The sequence below is a fragment of the Ferrimonas sp. YFM genome, from assembly GCF_030296015.1.
GTDB lineage: Bacteria > Pseudomonadota > Gammaproteobacteria > Enterobacterales > Shewanellaceae > Ferrimonas.
On sequence record NZ_AP027368.1, the window covers coordinates 3014821 to 3032747 of the forward strand.

At 61.2% G+C, this 17927-nt stretch carries 21 protein-coding genes; 1 reads left to right on the top strand and 20 read right to left on the bottom strand.

The annotated features are described in order from the left end of the window. Positions 1-152: 152 nt before the first annotated feature. The 11 genes from QUE41_RS14105 to fliD form a co-directional block, all read right to left on the bottom strand. Positions 153-818 carry a TorF family putative porin gene (locus QUE41_RS14105; RefSeq protein ID WP_286339648.1) on the bottom strand — a complete coding sequence of 222 codons (666 nt, stop codon included), beginning with the start codon at positions 816-818 and terminating at the stop codon, positions 153-155. Positions 819-837: 19 nt separating this feature from the next. Beyond that, on the bottom strand, positions 838-2202 hold the full coding sequence (locus QUE41_RS14110; RefSeq protein ID WP_286339649.1) for a hypothetical protein: 1365 nt from the start codon (positions 2200-2202) through the stop codon (positions 838-840). 377 nt (positions 2203-2579) lie between these two features. Further along, positions 2580-2888 (bottom strand): hypothetical protein, encoded by a 309-nt coding sequence (locus QUE41_RS14115; RefSeq protein ID WP_286339650.1) that lies wholly within the window; start codon positions 2886-2888, stop codon positions 2580-2582. After that, positions 2881-3834, bottom strand: a complete 954-nt coding sequence (locus tag QUE41_RS14120; RefSeq protein ID WP_286339651.1) for a flagellar motor protein MotB — start codon at positions 3832-3834, stop codon at positions 2881-2883. Before QUE41_RS14120 ends, QUE41_RS14115 begins: the two co-directional genes overlap by 8 nt. Before the next feature lie 20 nt (positions 3835-3854). Next, positions 3855-4712, bottom strand: coding sequence for a flagellar motor stator protein MotA (motA, locus tag QUE41_RS14125; RefSeq protein ID WP_286339652.1), 858 nt, complete (start codon positions 4710-4712; stop codon positions 3855-3857). Further along, complete coding sequence (locus QUE41_RS14130; protein ID WP_286339653.1) at positions 4709-5437, bottom strand: RNA polymerase sigma factor FliA; 729 nt, start codon at positions 5435-5437, stop codon at positions 4709-4711. Before QUE41_RS14130 ends, motA begins: the two co-directional genes overlap by 4 nt. A gap of 8 nt (positions 5438-5445) precedes the next feature. Next, entirely contained in the window at positions 5446-5907 is a 462-nt protein-coding gene (locus QUE41_RS14135) for a flagellar basal body-associated FliL family protein (protein ID WP_286339654.1), read from the bottom strand. Between the two features lie 16 nt (positions 5908-5923). After that, the gene (locus tag QUE41_RS14140) at positions 5924-7090 is read right to left on the bottom strand and encodes a flagellar hook-length control protein FliK (RefSeq protein ID WP_286339655.1); all 1167 of its coding nucleotides are present in this window, start codon (positions 7088-7090) and stop codon (positions 5924-5926) included. Further along, complete coding sequence (locus tag QUE41_RS14145) at positions 7071-7391, bottom strand: hypothetical protein (protein WP_286339656.1); 321 nt, start codon at positions 7389-7391, stop codon at positions 7071-7073. Before QUE41_RS14145 ends, QUE41_RS14140 begins: the two co-directional genes overlap by 20 nt. After that, on the bottom strand, positions 7366-7746 hold the full coding sequence (gene fliS / locus QUE41_RS14150; RefSeq protein ID WP_286339657.1) for a flagellar export chaperone FliS: 381 nt from the start codon (positions 7744-7746) through the stop codon (positions 7366-7368). Before fliS ends, QUE41_RS14145 begins: the two co-directional genes overlap by 26 nt. Positions 7747-7757: 11 nt before the next feature. Next, positions 7758-9110: a flagellar filament capping protein FliD gene (fliD, locus tag QUE41_RS14155; protein ID WP_286339658.1), complete on the bottom strand. Its 1353-nt coding sequence runs from the start codon at positions 9108-9110 to the stop codon at positions 7758-7760. Between the two features lie 384 nt (positions 9111-9494). On the opposite strand from fliD, the gene QUE41_RS14160 reads away from it, so the two are divergent. Then, a complete protein-coding gene (locus QUE41_RS14160) occupies positions 9495-9689 on the top strand; it encodes a hypothetical protein (protein ID WP_286339659.1) in 195 nt (64 codons plus the stop codon). On the opposite strand, the gene QUE41_RS14165 is transcribed toward QUE41_RS14160, so the two are convergent. Genes QUE41_RS14165 through flgE form a run of 9 tightly spaced genes read right to left on the bottom strand, consistent with a single transcriptional unit; the run spans position 9683 to position 17911 of the window. Further along, a complete protein-coding gene (locus QUE41_RS14165; protein WP_286339660.1) occupies positions 9683-10702 on the bottom strand; it encodes a hypothetical protein in 1020 nt (339 codons plus the stop codon). The genes QUE41_RS14160 and QUE41_RS14165 overlap by 7 nt on opposite strands. 3 nt (positions 10703-10705) lie before the next feature. Then, positions 10706-11623, bottom strand: a complete 918-nt coding sequence (flgL, locus tag QUE41_RS14170) for a flagellar hook-associated protein FlgL (RefSeq protein WP_286339661.1) — start codon at positions 11621-11623, stop codon at positions 10706-10708. Between the two features lie 9 nt (positions 11624-11632). Further along, positions 11633-13003, bottom strand: a complete 1371-nt coding sequence (gene flgK, locus QUE41_RS14175) for a flagellar hook-associated protein FlgK (RefSeq protein ID WP_286339662.1) — start codon at positions 13001-13003, stop codon at positions 11633-11635. Then, positions 13000-13404, bottom strand: coding sequence for a rod-binding protein (locus QUE41_RS14180; protein WP_286339663.1), 405 nt, complete (start codon positions 13402-13404; stop codon positions 13000-13002). The genes flgK and QUE41_RS14180 overlap by 4 nt, the downstream gene beginning before the upstream one ends. Further along, positions 13404-14510 carry a flagellar basal body P-ring protein FlgI gene (locus QUE41_RS14185; RefSeq protein ID WP_286339664.1) on the bottom strand — a complete coding sequence of 369 codons (1107 nt, stop codon included), beginning with the start codon at positions 14508-14510 and terminating at the stop codon, positions 13404-13406. Before QUE41_RS14185 ends, QUE41_RS14180 begins: the two co-directional genes overlap by 1 nt. A gap of 8 nt (positions 14511-14518) precedes the next feature. Then, on the bottom strand, positions 14519-15184 hold the full coding sequence (gene flgH / locus QUE41_RS14190) for a flagellar basal body L-ring protein FlgH (RefSeq protein WP_286339665.1): 666 nt from the start codon (positions 15182-15184) through the stop codon (positions 14519-14521). 10 nt (positions 15185-15194) lie between these two features. Beyond that, positions 15195-15980 (bottom strand): flagellar basal-body rod protein FlgG, encoded by a 786-nt coding sequence (flgG, locus tag QUE41_RS14195; protein WP_286339666.1) that lies wholly within the window; start codon positions 15978-15980, stop codon positions 15195-15197. Between the two features lie 13 nt (positions 15981-15993). Then, positions 15994-16710: a flagellar basal body rod protein FlgF gene (locus QUE41_RS14200; protein ID WP_286339667.1), complete on the bottom strand. Its 717-nt coding sequence runs from the start codon at positions 16708-16710 to the stop codon at positions 15994-15996. Between the two features lie 7 nt (positions 16711-16717). Then, the gene (flgE, locus tag QUE41_RS14205; protein ID WP_286339668.1) at positions 16718-17911 is read right to left on the bottom strand and encodes a flagellar hook protein FlgE; all 1194 of its coding nucleotides are present in this window, start codon (positions 17909-17911) and stop codon (positions 16718-16720) included. Positions 17912-17927: the final 16 nt, after the last annotated feature.

Genomic DNA, 17927 nt, shown 5'->3' on the forward strand with positions numbered 1-17927 from the left:
GCCAGAACGGTTTAAAGGTTCTTTTGCTTAACTTCCTTCTTTTTTGTTGATTGCTATTCTGCCCGCTGAATCTCAGCGGGCTTTTTTTTTTGTCCCGCCGTGAAAAAACCCCGGGAGAGTGCCCCCGGGGTGTTCAGTTTGAGGGACTGAACTTAGAACCAATAGGCCACACCCACCATGTAGTGGTCCTTGTCATACTCCTGATAGCTGGCCTCGAGCAGCAGGCTGAGGCTCTCCAGCACCGGGTAGTCGTAACGCAGGGCCACGTCATAGAAGCTGTCGTCCGGGTTGTTCTCATCTCCGTAACCGTAGTTTTCGGCATCGAAGAACATGCCCACGTGCAGTTCCAGGGTGGAATCGTGGAACAGCCCCAGGCCATAGTTGAACTCGCCATACCAGGCTTTGACGTCTTCGTCGTAGTTCACCGTCATCCCCAGGCTCTGGTAATCCACCGACAGGGTGTACTCGACAGTGTCGCCGCCGTCGCCATAGGTGTACTTCATCGCCATCAACCCTATGCCCAGATCATCGGTGAGCATCTGGTAGTAGCCGCCGTAATAATCGATTTCGTAATCCTTCACCTCTTCACCGGCGTCCCCTTCGTAACGGTAGGTCTCATAGGACACTCCCCCATAGAAGCCGCTGTCGTGCTCCACCATCAGGTCCGACTGCAGAGAAGGGTTATCCAGGCTGATGGTCTGGCCACGCCATAGGTAGTTGCTCAGTCCCATGGTGTATCCGGAAAAGGAAACCGGGACCTCGTTGGCCAGGGTCTGGGCGCTGATCAGGGCCAGGGCAAGTGCTGTCATCTTTTTCATGTTGTTGTACTCCAGGGTTTTAATGCTTGGGCAGACGAGACTGAGGGACGATCCACTGCTTTTCAGATACAGGGTCGGTTACGCCAAGCTGCACGTCGCTCTCTTTGAGGAAGATGTCGTTGTCTGTGTTGTGGCAGTTCTCGCACATCCGTTTGCTGGTGCGCGCTTCCGGGGTCGCCAGGGGGTTCTTGGCAACGAAGTGGGCGGCAAAGGGCACCCAGTAGGATTTGGTATCAGGATTATTCAGGTCCACCACTGCCTTGCTGTCGGAACTGACGCCGCCGGAGTGACTCAGGGGAACCAGCTTGCTGTGGGGATCGCCGGCAACGCTCAGGCCCAGCTTGATGTTCTCATCGTCCCCAATCTGACCCAGGGCGCCTTTGGCCACCCGCTTCAGTTGCTCCCAGGTGCCCACCGATTCAGGGGCGTCCTCATGGCAGCCAAAACAGTTGGTGTAGGGCTGGGTGTGACAGGCGGTGCATTTGAGACTGTCGTTGTGGTTCACCAACGCCTTTTTGCCACTGAGAAGCTCGGTGTGGTCCGCCACCTTATCCTGATGGCAATCTTCACATTTCACCTGAACAACCTCTTGTTTCTGAGTTTGTTCAAATGGACCTATTTTGGATACCTTGGGTCCGTCGCCAAAATAACGCCCCTGAGGAATGTCATTAATATCCCTCCCATGGAACTCCACCATATCCGTATGACAATCCAGACAGCTCATGCCATATTTTGTTACGTGGACATCGACCTCTTTATGGGTTTCGGCGTTTTCGTAATGACAGGTCTCACAGGTTTTTTCAGGCTGTGGCTCTTTTTGGAACTGGTGATTATTCAACAGACCGCCACCGGCATAATTGGGCTGGCTCACATGACACTGCCCACAGGTGGCATGGCAGGCGGCACACCCCTCTCCGGTGTCGGTGTGCATCTCTTCAAACAGCGCCTGGGCGTTGGGGGTCTGAGCCAGGCGCTCGGTCAGTCCCTTGGCGATGCCGTTCACCGTATAGTGAAGGGAGTGGCGGAAGTTGGTGACCATCTCCTCACCGTGGCAGTCTGCGCAGGCGCTGCCGCCATCGGCGGTGGGGTCCAGCTGCACCGCAGGATGCCAGCCGGTGTGCCCGTCTGCCAGAGGCGCATGGCAATCACCGCACTCCAACTCCCCATGACTGCCCATGGTGTTCAGCTTGACCTGAAGCTGGCTGACCCGCTCAGAGACAGAGCGCTCACCCAGGTCCACCTGCTTGGTCACCAGCATGCGTTCCAGCACCCTGGGTTTGGTGTGGCAACCGACGCAGCCCCCCTGGGCCTGTACCAGGCCAGGCAGAAGCGCCCCTGCCATCAGGGCGATGCTCACCCCCCGGCATAGATTGGTTAGTTTCATCATCTTTTCCCTAATTATTCTGGTTTCAAGAGCTACTCATCATTTCTTAAAACCAAATATTCAGTCCTCGGAAGTGACTTTTGAGAAAAGCGAGGCGCAGTTCCTTCTGCCTATCCTTTATTCCCCGCAAATAAACACTCAGAAGATAAAGTAATAAAATGCACCATTACTTATCTGGGTTTATTTTTGCTTCAGGCACGCGGGGGCAACAGTGACAGTGGTCACAGGTGAGAAAGGGGAAACTTACAAACTGTTAGCTGAAGCTGAATATGAACAAAGCGCAAAAAGCGTTTTTCATCTTTCAAGAATGAGGAAGAAAGGCCGGATGAGCCAAAAAAAATGGCCCGGCACCCAAGGGGTATGGTGCCGGGCCAGTCTCAGTAAAGGAAGAAAAACCCAATAAGAAGCATCACGATCAGCAGGGTACTGATCACCACAGGATAGAGAAGATAGCCATCCCCGGCGCGCCGGGCCCGCATCAGGGAGAGTTTAAGCAGCAGAAACTGCAGCATCACCACCCCGCTGCCCGCCAGCACTCCCGCCAGAAAACTGAGTTCCTCCAGCTTCAGCAACAGCAAGCCCGCCACCAGCCAGTTCACCAGAATCAGGTAAAGAAACACCTTCTGCAGCCGATCGGGTCCATGGCGGACGAACCCCGCCGGTTGGGAGTCGAGAGGATCAGTCATTGTATCTCAGCCTGGGTTGATTCTGCTCGGCCCGGAACCTGGCCTGCTGCAGTTTGGCCTCGCTCAGACCGTGCTGTTGTTCCAGCTCCTCGGTGCCCTGGTCACTTAGGATAAACAGCTCGATACGGCGGTTGGAGGCGGACATGGGATCCTCAGGGATCAGGGGCATCTGATCGGCGTAACCGGCCACCTGCAACACCCTATCCGAAGCCACACCGCCTATGGTCAGGGCACGACGCGCCTCCAGGGCCCGCAGGGCCGACAGCTCCCAGTTGGTGGTGCGATTGCCGGCAAAGGGGGCCGCATCGGTATGACCACTGATGATAAACCGGTTCTTCACCGGTGCCAGCAGCTCAGCCATGGCCAGCATCAGGTCCTCGAAGTAGGGTTCCATCTGGGTGCGCCCACGCTTGAACATGAAACGATCCGAGGCATCCCGAATCAGGATGCGCAATCCGTCCGGGGTCATCTCCACGTCCACGTGACGGGAGAGGTCCCCCTGCTTGAGCAGCTGCTGAACCTGCAACGCCAGGGTCTCTAGGGGCACCTGGGCATTGGTCTCCCCTGGGATCATGGCGTTGAGCTCCTTGCCCTGGCCCGCCTCGGCGTCCTCCTGCCCTTCCGGGATGTTATTGAACATCGCCACCCCAGCCTGTTCCGGTCCGGTACCGGTGGCGGGAATGCCCGCCTGATCGATGCTGGGTCGTCCTTCGAAGTCGATGATGGAGCTGTTGATGCTGGTGGCCAGGGGGTTGGCCCCCTGCTCTATAGGGGGCCCATTGAGCTGCTGGACGATGGCCCGGCGCTCATTGACGTCCGCCACCTGCATCAGCCACATCACCATGAAGAAACACATCATCGCCAGGGTGAAGTCGGCAAAGGCCACCTTCCACGCCCCGCCGTGACTGCCTCCATGTTTGTGTTTCTTGCCCTTCTTTATGATCACCGGCGATTTCCCATGCTGACTCACAGCTGTTGGGCCTCCAGCCAACGCTCCACTTCGATGAAGCTGGGGCGGTTCTCCTGCTGAATCTTACGACGGCCTGCGTCGATGGCCAGCAGCGGCGGTTTGCCCTTGGCGTGCATCACCAGGATCGCCGCCATGCAGCGCAGCCTGGCGGTCTGCCGGTCCACCTGGTGCTCCAGGGCGGTGGCCAGGGGATCGAACATGCAGTAGCAGGCGAAGATGCCGATAAAGGTGCCCACCAGTGCCGCGGCCACCTTGACCCCAATCATGGTCAGCGGACCGTCGATGCTGCCCATGGTGATGATGATGCCCATCACCGCCGCCAGGATGCCGAAGCCTGGCATCGCCTCCGCCACCTTGGAGAGCGCCTCGGAAGGGCGAAGATGATCTTCATGAAGCCGCTCAATCTCCTCCTCCAGCAAGGCCTCCAGATCGTGGGGGGCCACCTTGGCCATGGACTGCATCCTCAGGTTGTCCACGGTAAACTGCAGCAGCTCTGGCTGCTTGAGCACCGCTGGGTACATCAGGAACATGGAACTTTCGTGGGGCGCCTCGATGTGCTCATCCAGCACCTTCATTCCCTGGGACTGCAGCTGGCTGAGCAGCACGTGCATCAGGCCGAACAACTGAGGGTAGAGCTCAGGGTCCTCCTTCTCCTGATTCCACATCTCCTTGAGCTGGTGAATCATGTCGCGAATCACGTCGGTGGGGTTGGCGATGAACAGGGCACCGAATCCGGCACCGAAAATAATCACCATCTCGGCGGGTTGCCACAGGTTGCCCAGATTACCGCCGTGGGAGGCGTAACCGCCAAACACAGCCAGGAGCAGGCCGACAAAACCGATCAACTTCTTCATGGGCGCTGTCTCTCCATCTGAGTCTGCCAGGTCTCTAAAACTTCCCGGAGCTGTTTGACCGCGGCCTTATGCAACTGGCACACCCGGGATTCGGTCAGGTTAAGGGTCAGGGCGATCTCCTTGAGATTGAGTTCATGCTGGTAATAGAGACCCAGCACCAGCTGTTCCCTCTTATTCAGTTTGCCCAGGGCTTTCACCAGGGTGCGTTTGTCGATGAAGCGTTTCTGCCCGTCCGGGCTGCCGTCCGGCTCCACCCCGTTCTGAAACAGCTCATCCAGACTCTGCATCGATTCAGCCTGACTGGCGTAGAGCCGCTCTCTGAGCTGGGCCGGGGTCAGTGCCATCGCTTCGGCCACTTCGCTGTCCTTGGGGGGACGCCCCAGTTCCCGGGAGAGCCGGCGAACCACATCGTTGAACTCATGGGCCTGCTGGCGTACCGGCCGTGGACGCCAGTCCAGGCGCCGCAGTTCATCCAAGATGGCGCCTCGAATCCGCTTAGACGCAAAATTGATGAAACCGCCATCCAGTTCTCCCGGATAGCGGCGCAGGGAGTCCAGCAGTGCCATCATCCCGATCTGCTCCATGTCCTGGGGCTCCAGCTGGCTGCCGCAATGGCTGCGCAGCTGGTTGACCGCCCGCTTGACCAGGGGCAGGAACTGGCTGAGCTGAGCCGATTCGCTGCCCTCCCGGGCGTCGGTCTGGTAACTGTACGCTTGTGCCAACATATCGCCTCCTACTGAACCACCAGACGGGTAAAGAGCACCGCATCCAGTTGTATGTCGAAGCCATGGTTGGTCAGCACCTCCTGCAGCGCCACCTTGGCCTCACCCTGCAGCTTCTCCATGTTGGAGGTGCTGTTGAGTTCATCCAGGCTCTTGTTGCCCATCAGCTTGATCATGGTGTTTTTCAGCAGCGGGTCGCTGGCAATCAGCTTGCTCTCAATCTCCTGGGTGGGGCTTTGCAGCGCCATCTCCAGTAGCAGGTATCTGGGGTAGCGCTCCCCAGGCAGGGAGATCACCAACTTATCCAGGGGATAGAATTTATCCGGCTCCGGCGCCGCCACACCCAGGCCAAAGGGCAGCTCAAGGTCGTCGGTTTTACCGATCCCCACTACCCCGACTATGACCATGGCTCCGGACCACACCAGCAGCACGCACACCTGAAGTAACCGTTTCACTCCGGTCGACATCGCCATTACGTTACCCCTACCTTTAAGCCAACATATCGATGAGATCCCGCTCGGTCGCGGGTTGATCCACCGCCGGGTCCTGGGCCGCCATCATGGGCGCACTCCTTCCCGGATACTCTGGTTGTTGTTGTTTCTCTTGCGGGGCGCCCTGCCCCACATCCACCTGGACCTCGCCACCCAGGCCCTGGGTCATCTCACTGCGCAGCCGCTCTGCACCCAGGGCCAGGGCTTCCCGCACGGCCGGGTTGGCGGCGGTCAGCTGAACCGTCACCCTGTCTCCCTCATGACGCACACTGAGATCGATACGGCCCAGCTCCGGCGGGTCCAGCCTGACCTCGGCCTTGGTGATGCCGTGATCCACACTGAAGCGCACCTGCTCCTTCAGAGGTGCCAGCATCTGTCTGGCCAGAGTCACAGTGCCCGAGGACGCATCCAGGGGCAGCGGCCCCCATTGGCTGCCTCTGCCGGCAGCCAGTTGGGCGGTGATGGCGGCCGGCGCGTCAGCGGTTGGCCTCTCCCTGTCGGTGACAGGCTGAGACAACTCTCCGGCCATCACCTGGGTAACGGCGCTGCCGGTCAGCGGCCGCCAGGCGCCCAGGCTGTCACCGGAGTGGGTGCCCAGGGACATGGTGGCCAGCTGGCCCGAAGCCTGGGAAACACTGGTCTGCTTAACCTGGGTGACGGCCATCTCCGACGAGACGGCTCCCCCCACAGGCGCAAGCTGTGCCTCAGGCTGAGTCGTCTGATTGAGCTGAGCGGACTGAGCTGCCGTGGACTCAGTGTTGGTCACCTGGGCGGAAACCGGCTGCGTACCATCGAGCGGCAGGGACCTGGCTGAAGTGGCTGGGGAAGGCCAGCTCTGATCAGCCCCTCTCCCCTGAGGCGCTGGCCCCTGCTGGCTGGCCTCTGCCATCACAGGCACCAGGTCGAGGGCCGTGGCCTCGCCACTGTCCGGGCTGTCCGGTTGACGCTGCTGTTGAGGGGAAGGCCGCGTCGCTTCCTGAACCTGGCCATAGGAGGCAACCGTCTCCCCCATCAGGGCAGCGGCGGACTCTCCAGGCTGAGTTTGCAGCTCCCCATAGGCGGGCAGCACGGTGGCAAAGCTCGGATAGTCGCCCACGCCACCGCCCTGGGGCTGAACCCCCGGGATTTGAGCGAAGCCAGGCAGGCTAGTGATTATCGGGTTCAACACTTAACTCCGTTCTGCGGTAGGCATTGATGCCCTCCCGCTGCTGTTGAAATCTGTCCATCTCCTCGGCCAGGTGGTCCCTGGCGGAGATCAGCTGACCCAGTACCTGATGATGAACCTGAGCCAGCGCCTTACGAGCCTGAAGCTCCTCCTCGCTGGAGGGCTTACCTTCGGCCCTGAGCCGTTGCTGCATCTTGCTGTCTATCTGCGCCACACGGGCCCAATCCTGCTCTGCGGCAAACTTCTGCAAAGCCAGGCCGATGCGGTGCCACTGCTCAATTGAGGTTTTCCCAGCCTTCACGTATCTCTCCAACCACCTTCACCACGGGCGCCAGCAACTCGGCATCGTTGCGGATGCTGGTGGTCAGCAATTGCCTGCTGCAAAAGTCATAAAGCTGATGCAGATTCATCGCCACCTCACCGCCACTCTCCAGATCCAGCATGGAATCCAGTCCCTGAACGATGTTGATGCATCGCTGCACCGAGTGGCCCTTCTTCTCTATCTGGCGGGCGTGGATGTGGCCTTCGGCCCGGGAGAGCTCCTCCAGCAGGCCATCGAGCAGCATCCGCACCATCTCGTGCTGGTTGGCGGCGGCCGCCCGGGCATCCAGGGAGGTCTGCTTATAGGCGTTGAATGGGTCCTGTTCCTGTAACATGTGATCTTCCGTCAGTAGAACAATCCGGCGCTGGCGTTCATGGAGTTGATGTACTGCTCCATGGCGGTGAACTGCGCCAGATAACGTTGATAGGCTTGCTGCATCTGGTAATCGTGCCGCGTCATGTCGTCTTCGAGTCGCTCCATCCGCGAGTCGAGGTTGTCCTGTTTGGTGTCGATGAAGCCGTTGCGCTCGGTGAAGGGGTCGATGATGCCGTCCAGGCGGTTGACGTACCCATTGGTGGAGGTGAACATCTCCTGCACCTTGGCGGAATCGCTCTTGAGCGCCTTTTCCAGCTTCTCTTCGTCCAGCTTCATCTTGCCGTTGCGATCCAGTTCGATGCCGATGTCGGAGAGGCGCATGCCATTGTCCGAGGCGGGGAACAGCGCATTGTTGAGGCGGTTTTTCAGCATGCGGATGCTGGAATCTCCCTTGAGCACCCCAAGCTGGTCCTCCTCAATCTTCTTGGCTTCCTCCTTGTCCTCGTCATCCTCCTTGCCGATGTCGGACTCCACCTCGACACTGCTGCCCAGGCTCTGGGTCAGGCCGGTGATCTCACTCATCAGCTTGTTGTAGGAGGAGACGAAATCCTTCACCGAATCCAGGGTCTTGTCGGTGTCATACCCGACACTGATGGTGCTGGACTCCCCGGCCTTGTGGGCCTCGGTCAGTTCCAGATCAACGCCATCAATCACCTTCTCCACGTAGTTGGTGGCACTGGTGATCGCCACGCCGTTGAGCTCAAACTGGGCGTCCTGAGCGGCAACCAGGTCGGTGAAGCCAAAACCACCATCGTCCTGGTTAATCTGAATCTGGTTGGCGGTACCCGCTTCCTTGGCGGTGAGCAGCAACTCGACACTGCCATCCCCTTTGCGCATCAGAGAGGCCTGCACCCCAAGATCTGCGGCATTGTCATTGATGTAATCTCTCAGGCCGGAGACTGTGCCGGTGCCTGAGGGGTTGATCACCGAGAAGTCGATGGTCAGCACCTCACCGTTCACCTCCAGCTCGAAGATCCCGCTGGTGGGGATCAGCGCATCTTCGGAGGCAAAGCTGGCTGATTTCTGATTGGCCTGAGCCAGCTGGTTTACCTTGAGGTTGTAGTTGCCCGCCGGAGCATCGGCCGCCACGGTCACCTTGGCGATGCTCTCATCGCTGATGGTGCCGCTCTTGGCGTTGAAGGCATCGTCGCCCAGGGCATCCAGATCCGCCGTCATCTGCTTCAGGGACGACTCCAGCAGCTTGTAAGCATCAAGCTCGGCCTGGTAATCGCTCTTCCTGGTGCTGTAGAGCTGATCCTTGCCACTGCGCTCTACAGCCACCAACTGCTCGGCCCACTGTGCCGCCGACATTCCGGAAATCATGCGCGTCTCCTCAAGATAGAACCCAACGGAATGCTAATTTCATGCCAGCTAAGATTCTCTTTACAATTCTTATGCTTACGTTAGTGGTGGCGGAAGTTCTCCCCCCACCTCTCATCGGGACGGCAGCGGAAGGGAAGCGACTCTTCCGCCCTGTCCCCCGCTGGGTCCACCTGATTCAAAGGGCGACCCCGACACGGGCAAACTTAAACAGCCAAAGGGGAAAAAAGTCGGGGCGATCCTGGATCCGCCCGGGGATCAGAAAGGATCCTCAAGATCAAGCTTAGGCAATGAATTTAAAGAGGTTTTTGATTGATTTGTGGCCGTGCGACGTGAGAGAATGTGCAAAGTTTCGACGCCGTAATACCGCCAAAGAGAGTGACACCCATGACCACCATAGTGATACTGCTGCTGGCTGCCCTAGGGGGCGGACTGCTCTACCGTCATCTCAAGCTGGGCAAAGGTCTGGCCCCGCTGACCGACGAGCACCTGAGCAGGCTGGAAAGCCATCTCGAGCAACTCAAGAGCAGTGGTATGGTCAACCAGCAGGAGTGCGACGAGTTCCGCCGTCAGTTTCAGTAAAGCAGCGCCTGGGTCTGGTTGCGGCTGGTGTTGGCCTGGGCCATCAGGTTCTGCATCCGGCGGCCAAACCCCTGAGGCTGCAGCAGTTGAGCCAGAGACTCCAGTTGCTGAGGCAGCTCCTGAAGCTGCAATCCCCCTTTTTCCCCCAATAGCCGCTCCGACGCCAATTCCAGAGCATGGCGCATCTGCTTGAGCATGCGGGCCAGCTTGGCCACCACTCCCTGAACCCTGGGCAGAGACTCTTTGATTCCCTGCAGTTCATTGAAAATCCAACCCCTGGGGTCCTGCCAGTGATGCAGCTCTATCAGCTTGATGCCCCGCAGCTCCCCAGCCGGCAGCCTCTGTCCCTGGCCTCGCATCCACCAGTGACCATCGAGACGCTGCCACAGCACCTCAGGCAGGGCAAACTGCAGCTGCCCCTCCACCAGACTGGCTTCGATGCCGCACTGGGACAGGGCCCGCTGCACCACCGCCAGTTGCCCCTGGGGCGTGCCCTGGGCGGGCAGAGGCAGTTGTAACCACAGATCGCCGATGCGCAGATCGATGGTCTCTGCCCTGGGCCTGGCGCTGAGCAGGTCCACAGACTTGAGCAGGCACAGCCTGGGAGAGGAGGCCCCGCGCTCGGCCACAGGCTCCAGCCTGTGGTCCAGCAATGGATGACCAGCGAAGCTGCCACGGCGAGCCAGCATCTGCCGCCTGAGGCGCTCCATCTCGTCCGTCTGTTCCAGGACGCCCTGAGACAGGGCCCGGGACATCAGCTGATGCAGCTTACGGGCTCGGCGCCACTGCTGCATCAAGGTCTCCTCCGCCGCCTGGGCGTAGAGCACCTGATGATGACCACGACTGATCCGTTCCCAGCGGTCATAGCACAGCAGCCTGTGCCTGGAGAGCGGCGTCGCCGGAACAGGACGCTGCTCCGTGGCGCCATTGACCGTCGGCGCACTGCCCAGGCCATTGAGCCTGGGCTGGTGAGACAGGGGGGAGATCTGAGTGTCGCGGATGGCTGAGAGCATGGGTTACATCTCGTTGAACAGGGAGAGCTGGCTGATCTTGACGAAGCTCTCCTGGGTCACCTGCAGGGCCACCAGGGAGCTCTGGTAACGGCTCTGTGCCTCGGCGTAATCCAGCCCCTCCACCTCACCCACCAGTTGCTTGTTGAACAGCATCATGTCCTGGTGAGAGGTTTCAATCAGGCTGAGGCTGTTCTGACGGCCGCCTATGGTGGTCACCGCGGCGCTGATGCTGGTCAAGGCATCATCCAGTGAGGCCATCATGCTCTTCTGCTCCACATCAAACCCGGGGTTGCCCGGGGAGAGTGTGGGGTCTCTGAGCACCTCGACGTAATCATCCAGGGCGTTGAAGATGTCCTTGCCGCCACCGGAGAAGAACAGGTCCTCCCCATGGCTGTTGGCGGTGATCCAGGTGGAGTCCGATACCTGCACCTCCCGGGTCTTGTTGTCGCCCTTGTAGACGTAGTTTCCGGCGCCATCGAGCTGAATCGGCGCCGTGGTGGTGCTGTTGCCGGCGAACAGGTAGTTGCCCTTGTCATCCTTGGCGTTGGCCAGATCCACCATGGCGTCTTTCAGGGTCTCCAGCTCATCGGCGTAGGCCTCCCTGTCCTCGGGAGACAGAGTGCCATTGCCGGCGGAGGTGACAATCTCCCGCATGCGGTTTTGCAGGTCGATCATCGACGTCAGATAGCTCTCGTTGCGATCCAGGCTGTCGGACAGGGCGCCGATGTTATCGACAAACTGACTGGTGGCGGCCTGGTCCCTCTGTACCGTCAGCACCTGCACGGCACCGATGGGATCGTCCGAGGGACGCTGAATGTTCTTGCCGTTGGACATCTTCTGCAGAAGGTTACCCAGCTCGGCGGCCCCGTTCTGCATGCTGTGCAGATTGTTGTTGTACAACAGTTGAGTGGAGATGCGCATCAGGGCTCCTTAGAAGGCTTGCAGCACAGTCTGAAACAGTTGATCGGCGGTGGAGATCACCTTGGCGTTGGCCTGGTAGGCCTGCTGGTAGAGGATCAGGTTCGCCCCCTCCTCATCCAGATTGACCCCGCTGACTCCGGCCCACTCCCCCTGAGCGCGGCGCTGGGCCTGCAGGGAGGAGTCGGCGTCCAGCTTGGCCTGCTGACTGCGGGAGCCCAGCTCCCCCAGCTTGGAGGCAAAGGCATCCCCCAGGGTGGCGTCCAGCCCCAGGGAGCCGAAGGTCAGCGTCTTGTCCGCCAGGGCCACCAGATCCTTGAGGTTGCTGTTGTCCCCCGGGGTGCCATCCTGGCCGAACGCCAGCTTGTCGGCGGTAAATCCGGCGGTCACCCTCAGGGTGCCGGCAGGATTCAGGGGATCATAGCTGAACAGATCCTGGGTCGGCGCGGCGCCGCCAAGGTCCGTGCCCGCGGACAGCACAGTGTTCATCTCATCGGCCACATGGGCAGCCAGCTCATCGATGAAGGCCTTGGAGTCCACCAGGCTGTTATCCCGGTAATCCAATAAGCCGCCAATGCTGCCGCCAACGGATTCGTCGATGGCAAACTCCGCCCCCTCCAGGGCCACACTCAGACGGCCAAACTCCGGCTTGGCCGGATCCGGCGCCATGGAGAGCTTGGCGGCATGGCTGCCCACCACCAGCGGTTGGCCCTGGGTCAGGGCCAGATTCAGGGTGCCGTCGTGATTCTCCGACACCGTCAGGTCCAGCTGTTTGGCCAGCTCGGCAATCACCGCGTCGCGCTCATCCAGCAGCTCCGGCGGCGCCTCGGCGATGCCGCCATGGCTTTTCACCTCGGCATTGAGCCGCGCCACCTCATGGAGCTGAACATTGGACTGCTCCACGGAGGCACGCAGTTGGCTCTCCACCTGATCGAACTGGCTCTGCAGGCCGTCATTGATGGCATTGAACCTGAGGGAGAGGCCTTTGGCTTCATTGACCACAGACTGGCGGGTCGCCAGATCGTTGGGCGACAGCAGGTTGGCATTCAATGCGGCAAACAGCTGATCCAGGCCGGTGGAGATGTTGGACCCCTCTGAGCCAAACACCTGCTCGACCTGACTGAAGTAGCTGGACTGGGTCTGCTGGAAGCTGGCGCTGGTGGTGGTGTTCCACACCTGGTCCACCAGGTACTGGTCGGCAATGCGACGCACCCCTTCCACCGCCACACCGCGGCCATAGACGCCGCCCTCGACGGTGCCCAGCATCACCTCCTGACGGGAGTAGCCGGCCACCGTGGCGTTGGCGATGTTGTTGGAGGTCACGGACAGGGCCGCCTGGCTGGCAATCAGCCCGGAAAGGCCGGTGTTTAGCATGGTTGTCATCGGGCTTCCTTAGCAACAAAAGGCAGGATCACCGCCTGCTGCATGGCGGCGGTGACCGGAGGTTGCCTATCCACAGCGACCGGGGTCGCCTCGGACTTAAACTCCCCGCCCAGTTGGCGGGTCAGGGCCTGGACCAGGCCGGTGCCGGCTTTGCCGCTCAGTGTCAGCGACAGCTCGGCATCGTGAAGGTCACGGTAGATCTCGTTGTTCTTGGAGGAGAGCGGGCTCTCCTCATCCGCCAGGGCGTCCGCCGCCGCCCGCATGTGCTTGAGCACCGTCTGCAGGAACTGGGCTTCAAACTGCTGGCTGACCGCCTGGATGGCGCCGTTGTGGCCGTGCTGAGAGACCAGTTGGCCCGCATCCAGCCGGTTCAGGTAGCCGCCATTGGAGCTTATCTGCATCAGATCACCACCAGTTCTGCGTCCAGGGCCCCGGCTTCATCCAGAGCCTGGAGGATGGCCATCAGGTCTGCCGGCGCGGCGCCCAGGGAGTTGACCGCCTTGACGATGGTCTCCAGGGAGGTGCCCTCGGGCCAGACAAACATGGAGGCGTCCCCCTGATCGATGTTGATGCTGCTGTTGTTGGTCACTGCGGTGTTGCCCCCGGAGAAGGCGCCGGGCTGGCTCACCGAGGTCTGTTCGGTGATCGCCACCGTCAGGTTGCCGTGACTCACCGCCGCCTTCTGCACCCGGACGTCTGCGCCCATCACCACGGTGCCGGTGCGGCTGTTGAACACCACCCGGGCGGGGCGGCGCCCGGGCTGCACCTGCAGCTCCTCCAGCATCGACATGAAGGTCACCCGCTGACGGGGATCGCTGGGGGCGTGCACCCGCACCTTGGCGTTGCTCTGGGCCCGGGCCACGTCCGGGCCAAAGGTGTCGTTGATGACCCGCTCGATGTTGCGGGCGGTCTTGAAGCTCTGGTGCTTGAGGTTGAGGACAATGTCGTCGCCACTCTGGAAACTGCTGGGGATGGAGGCTTCCAGCAGGGCGCCATTGGGGATGGTCCCCACTGTGGGCACATTGATGGTCACCGAGGTGCCATCGCGCCCCTCGGCGGTAACCCCGCCCACCACCAGGTTGCCCTGGGCCACGGCGTACACCTCGCCATCGACCCCGCGCAGCGGGGTCATCAGCAGGGAGCCGCCCCGCAGGCTCTTGGCATCACCGATGGAGGAGACGGTCACGTCCAGGGTCTGCCCCGGGCTGGCCAGGGGCGGCACCGAGGCGTGGATGGCCACGGCGGCCACATTCTTCAGCTTGGGGTCCGAGGTGCCGTCAATCTGCACCCCGAACTGCTTGAGCATGTTGACCACGGACTGGGCGGTGAACTTCACCTGGCTCTTGTCACCGGTGCCGGTCAGGCCCACCACCAGGCCATAGCCCACCAGCTGGTTGTCACGAATCCCCTGCACATCCACCAGATCCATCATCTGACGGGTCTGAGGCGCGGCCACCAGAGGCAGGGGCAGCGACAGGATCAGCAGCAGAACAAACAGAATTCTCATAGCGCTTCCTACATGGGGAACCAGGGGCTGTTGAAGTAGCGCGACGCCCACCCCATGCTGTTGCTGTCGGCGATGGCGCCCTTGCCGCCATAGATGATGCGGGCGTCGGCGATACGCTGAGAAGAGAGGGTGTTGCCATTGTCGATGTCGTCGGTACGCACCAGTCCCACCAGGCGCAGATACTCATCCCCCTGGTTCAGGCGAAGCCACTTCTCGCCACGGATCAGCAACACCCCGTTGGGCAATACCTTGGCCACGGTCACCGTGATGGAGCCGGTCAGCTGGTTCTGCTGGCTGCTGGAGCCATTGCCGCTGTATTGATGCCCGGTGCCCAGGGAGCCGCTGGTGGCGTAGCTCTTGCCGTTGGACAGCGCCAGATCCCCCTGGCCGCTGAGATTGGTGCTCTTGCGGGTGGAGGTGTCCGCCTTCTTGCTGGCCTGGGTGCGCTCATCCAGGTTCACCGTCAGGATGTCTCCCTCACGAAAGGCGCGCTTGTCCTTGAACAGGGTCAGCATGTAGCCGGGGCGGTAGAGGCTGCCATTCTCGGCGGCAGGCAGGCTGTAATCCACCGCGGGTGGCGCCCAGGTCGGGGTATCCGGCACCGGGGCGGTCTCGGGAAAGTGGGAGGCACAGCCCCCGAGAAACAGGAAAAACAGGGCGATCCAGGCTTTCATCTCTCTCTCCTTACACCGTCTGGTTGAGGAACTGCATCATTTCGTCGGACGCAGTCAGCACCTTGGCGTTCATCTCATAGGCGCGCTGCGTGGAGATCATCTCCACCATCTCCTCCACCACATTGACGTTGGCCGACTCCAGGGCGCCCTGACGCAGGGTCCCCATCCCCTGCTCGCCGGCGGTGCCCTCGACAGGTACGCCGGAGGCCGCGGTTTCCGCGTAGAGGTTGTCACCCCGGGATTCCAGGCCGGTGGGATTGATGAAGTTCACCAGGGTGATCTGACCCAGCTCCTCGGCGTCCGCCTGGCCCGCCATCTGGGCGGTCACCCGGCCGTCTGAGCCTATGGTGATGGTCAGCGCCTCCTCGGGGATGGTGATGCCGGGCACCAGGGGCAGGCCGCCGGCGGTGACCATTTCGCCATCGGCGTTGCGGTAAAACTGGCCGTCCCTGGTGTAACCCAGGTCGCCGTTGGGCTGCTGCACCTGGAAGAACCCCTGGCCTTCGATGCCCAGATCCAGCTGCTGGCTGGTGGTCACCAGATTGCCCGTGGTGAACACCTTCTGGGTGCCCGCCACCCGCACCCCGGTACCCAGCTGCAGGCCGGAAGGCAGGTCGTTGACCTCGTCCATCTGGCCGCCCGGCTGGCGCTGCACCTGATAGAAGAGGTCGTTGAAGGCCACCCGGTCCCGCTTGAAGCCGGTGGTGTTGACGTTGGCCAGGTTGTTGGCGATGGCCGTCATCTTGGTGTCTTGGGCCGTCAGGCCGGTCTTAGAGATCCACAGTGCTGAACTCATGGCTTATCCCCTGTTATACGTCGTTAAGCAGGCGGTTGCCGGACTTGGCCAGGCTCTCCGCACTCTTCATCAATTTGATCTGAACTTCGAACTGGCGGCTGAGATCCATGGAGGCCACCAATTCCTGAACCGCGTCTACGTTGCTCCCCTCAAGGAATCCGCTGACCACCTTCACCTGGTCATCGGCGGCCAGGGGCACACCATCGGCGGGACGCAGCAGCCCATCCAGGCTCTTGCGCATCTGGGCCATGTCCGGATTCACCAGTTTCAGGCGCCCCACCTCCTCAATCACCCCGCCCTCGGCCGGGGTGACGCTGATGGTGCCGTCGTCCCCGACGAAGATCTCCTTGTACTCGGGCAGCACGATGGGACCATCCAGCCCCGCCACCGGCAGGCCGCCCTGAGTCAGCTGTCCCAGAGCGTCGAGCTCCAGGTGACCGGCCCGGCTGTAAGCTTCGCCGTTGGGGGTCAGCAGGGTGAACATCCCCCTGTCTTCGATGGCCAGATCCAGGGTGCGGCCCGTGGGGGCCAGCTCCCCTGCCTTCTGGCTGACACCGGCGCTGCCCAGCTGGGACAGCACCCGGGTCTCGGAGACCGCCAGCGCCTGAACCCGTTCCAGATCGGCGCGAAAGCCATTGGTGTCGACGTTGGCCAGGTTATTGGCCTTGAGGGCCTGGGCCGCCATCACCCGGTTGGCGCCGCTGACGGCGGTGTAGAGCAACTTATCCATGGGTCACCTAGATGGCGTTAAGCAGGGACTGGTTCATGGTGTCCGCGGCGGTCAACACCTTGGCGTTGGACTGATAGTTGCGCTGGGCGGTCATCAGGTTGACCATCTCCGCGGTCAGGTCCACGTTGGATCCCTCGATGTAGCCGGCGGAAAGCCCGGCCAGGGTGCCGCTGCCCGGGGCGCCAACCGCCGGATCACCGGCTTCCTGGTTGGCAATCCAGGCAGTGTTGTTCACCGCTTCCAGGCCATTGGGGTTGGTGAAGTTGGCCAGCACCACCTGGCCCTGCAGTCGCTCCTCGCCGTTGGTGTAGGTGGAGTACACCTTGCCGTCTTCGGCGACCCGCACCCCTTTCATCTCACCGGAGGTGTTGCCGTTCTGGTCAATCTTGGAGGTGATGTAATCGGCGCCGTACTGGGTGGTGTTGTTCCACTCCAGATCCAGGGTCAGATCCGCGGAGCCGGTGCCCAGGGTGGCCGCACTGATGGTCAGAGCGTCGGTGCCGCCGGCAGTAAGGTTGCCGGAGGTGTCAAAGCTCATGGTGTTGGTGTCCGCCAGGGTGGTGCCGTCCACGGCGTAGTGCACCGTCCAGCTGTTGTCGGCGGTCTTGACGTAGTACTGGGTCAGGGCGTGCTTATTGCCCTGGGAGTCATAGACAGAGACGGTGTTGGAGCTGTGGTAGGTGCTCACGTCGGTGGCGTCGAAGGGGGCGGTGATGTTGCTGACTCTGGCGTCCAGGTTGGCAGTCATGTTCACCTCTGTGGTGGCCCGGGCCGGAATCGACCCCGCCTGCACCTGCAGGTCGCCCACAGAGCCGGTCAAAATGGTGCCGCCACTGCTCACCGGGTAGCCCTGGAGACGGTTGCCATAGGGGTCCACCACATAGCCGTCGGCGTTCTGGTTGAACATGCCGGCGCGGCTGTAGAGGGTGCTGCCGTCGTCGGCGCCCAGGACGAAAAAGCCGTTGCCCTGAATCCCCAGATCCAGGGAGCGGCCGGTGTAGTTCATGGTGCCGTTCAGGGAGAAGTTCTGGCTGGCACCGGTCATGGACACGCCCCCGGCCTGACCACCGTTGTAGATGGCGGCAAACTCGCTGCGGGCCCCGCGGAAGCCGGCGGTAGAGACGTTGGCGATGTTGTTGCTGATGGTGTTCAGCTCCTGGCTGGTGGAGCGCAGGCCACTCATGGCGATGTTGTAAGACATAGTATCCTCAGTATCC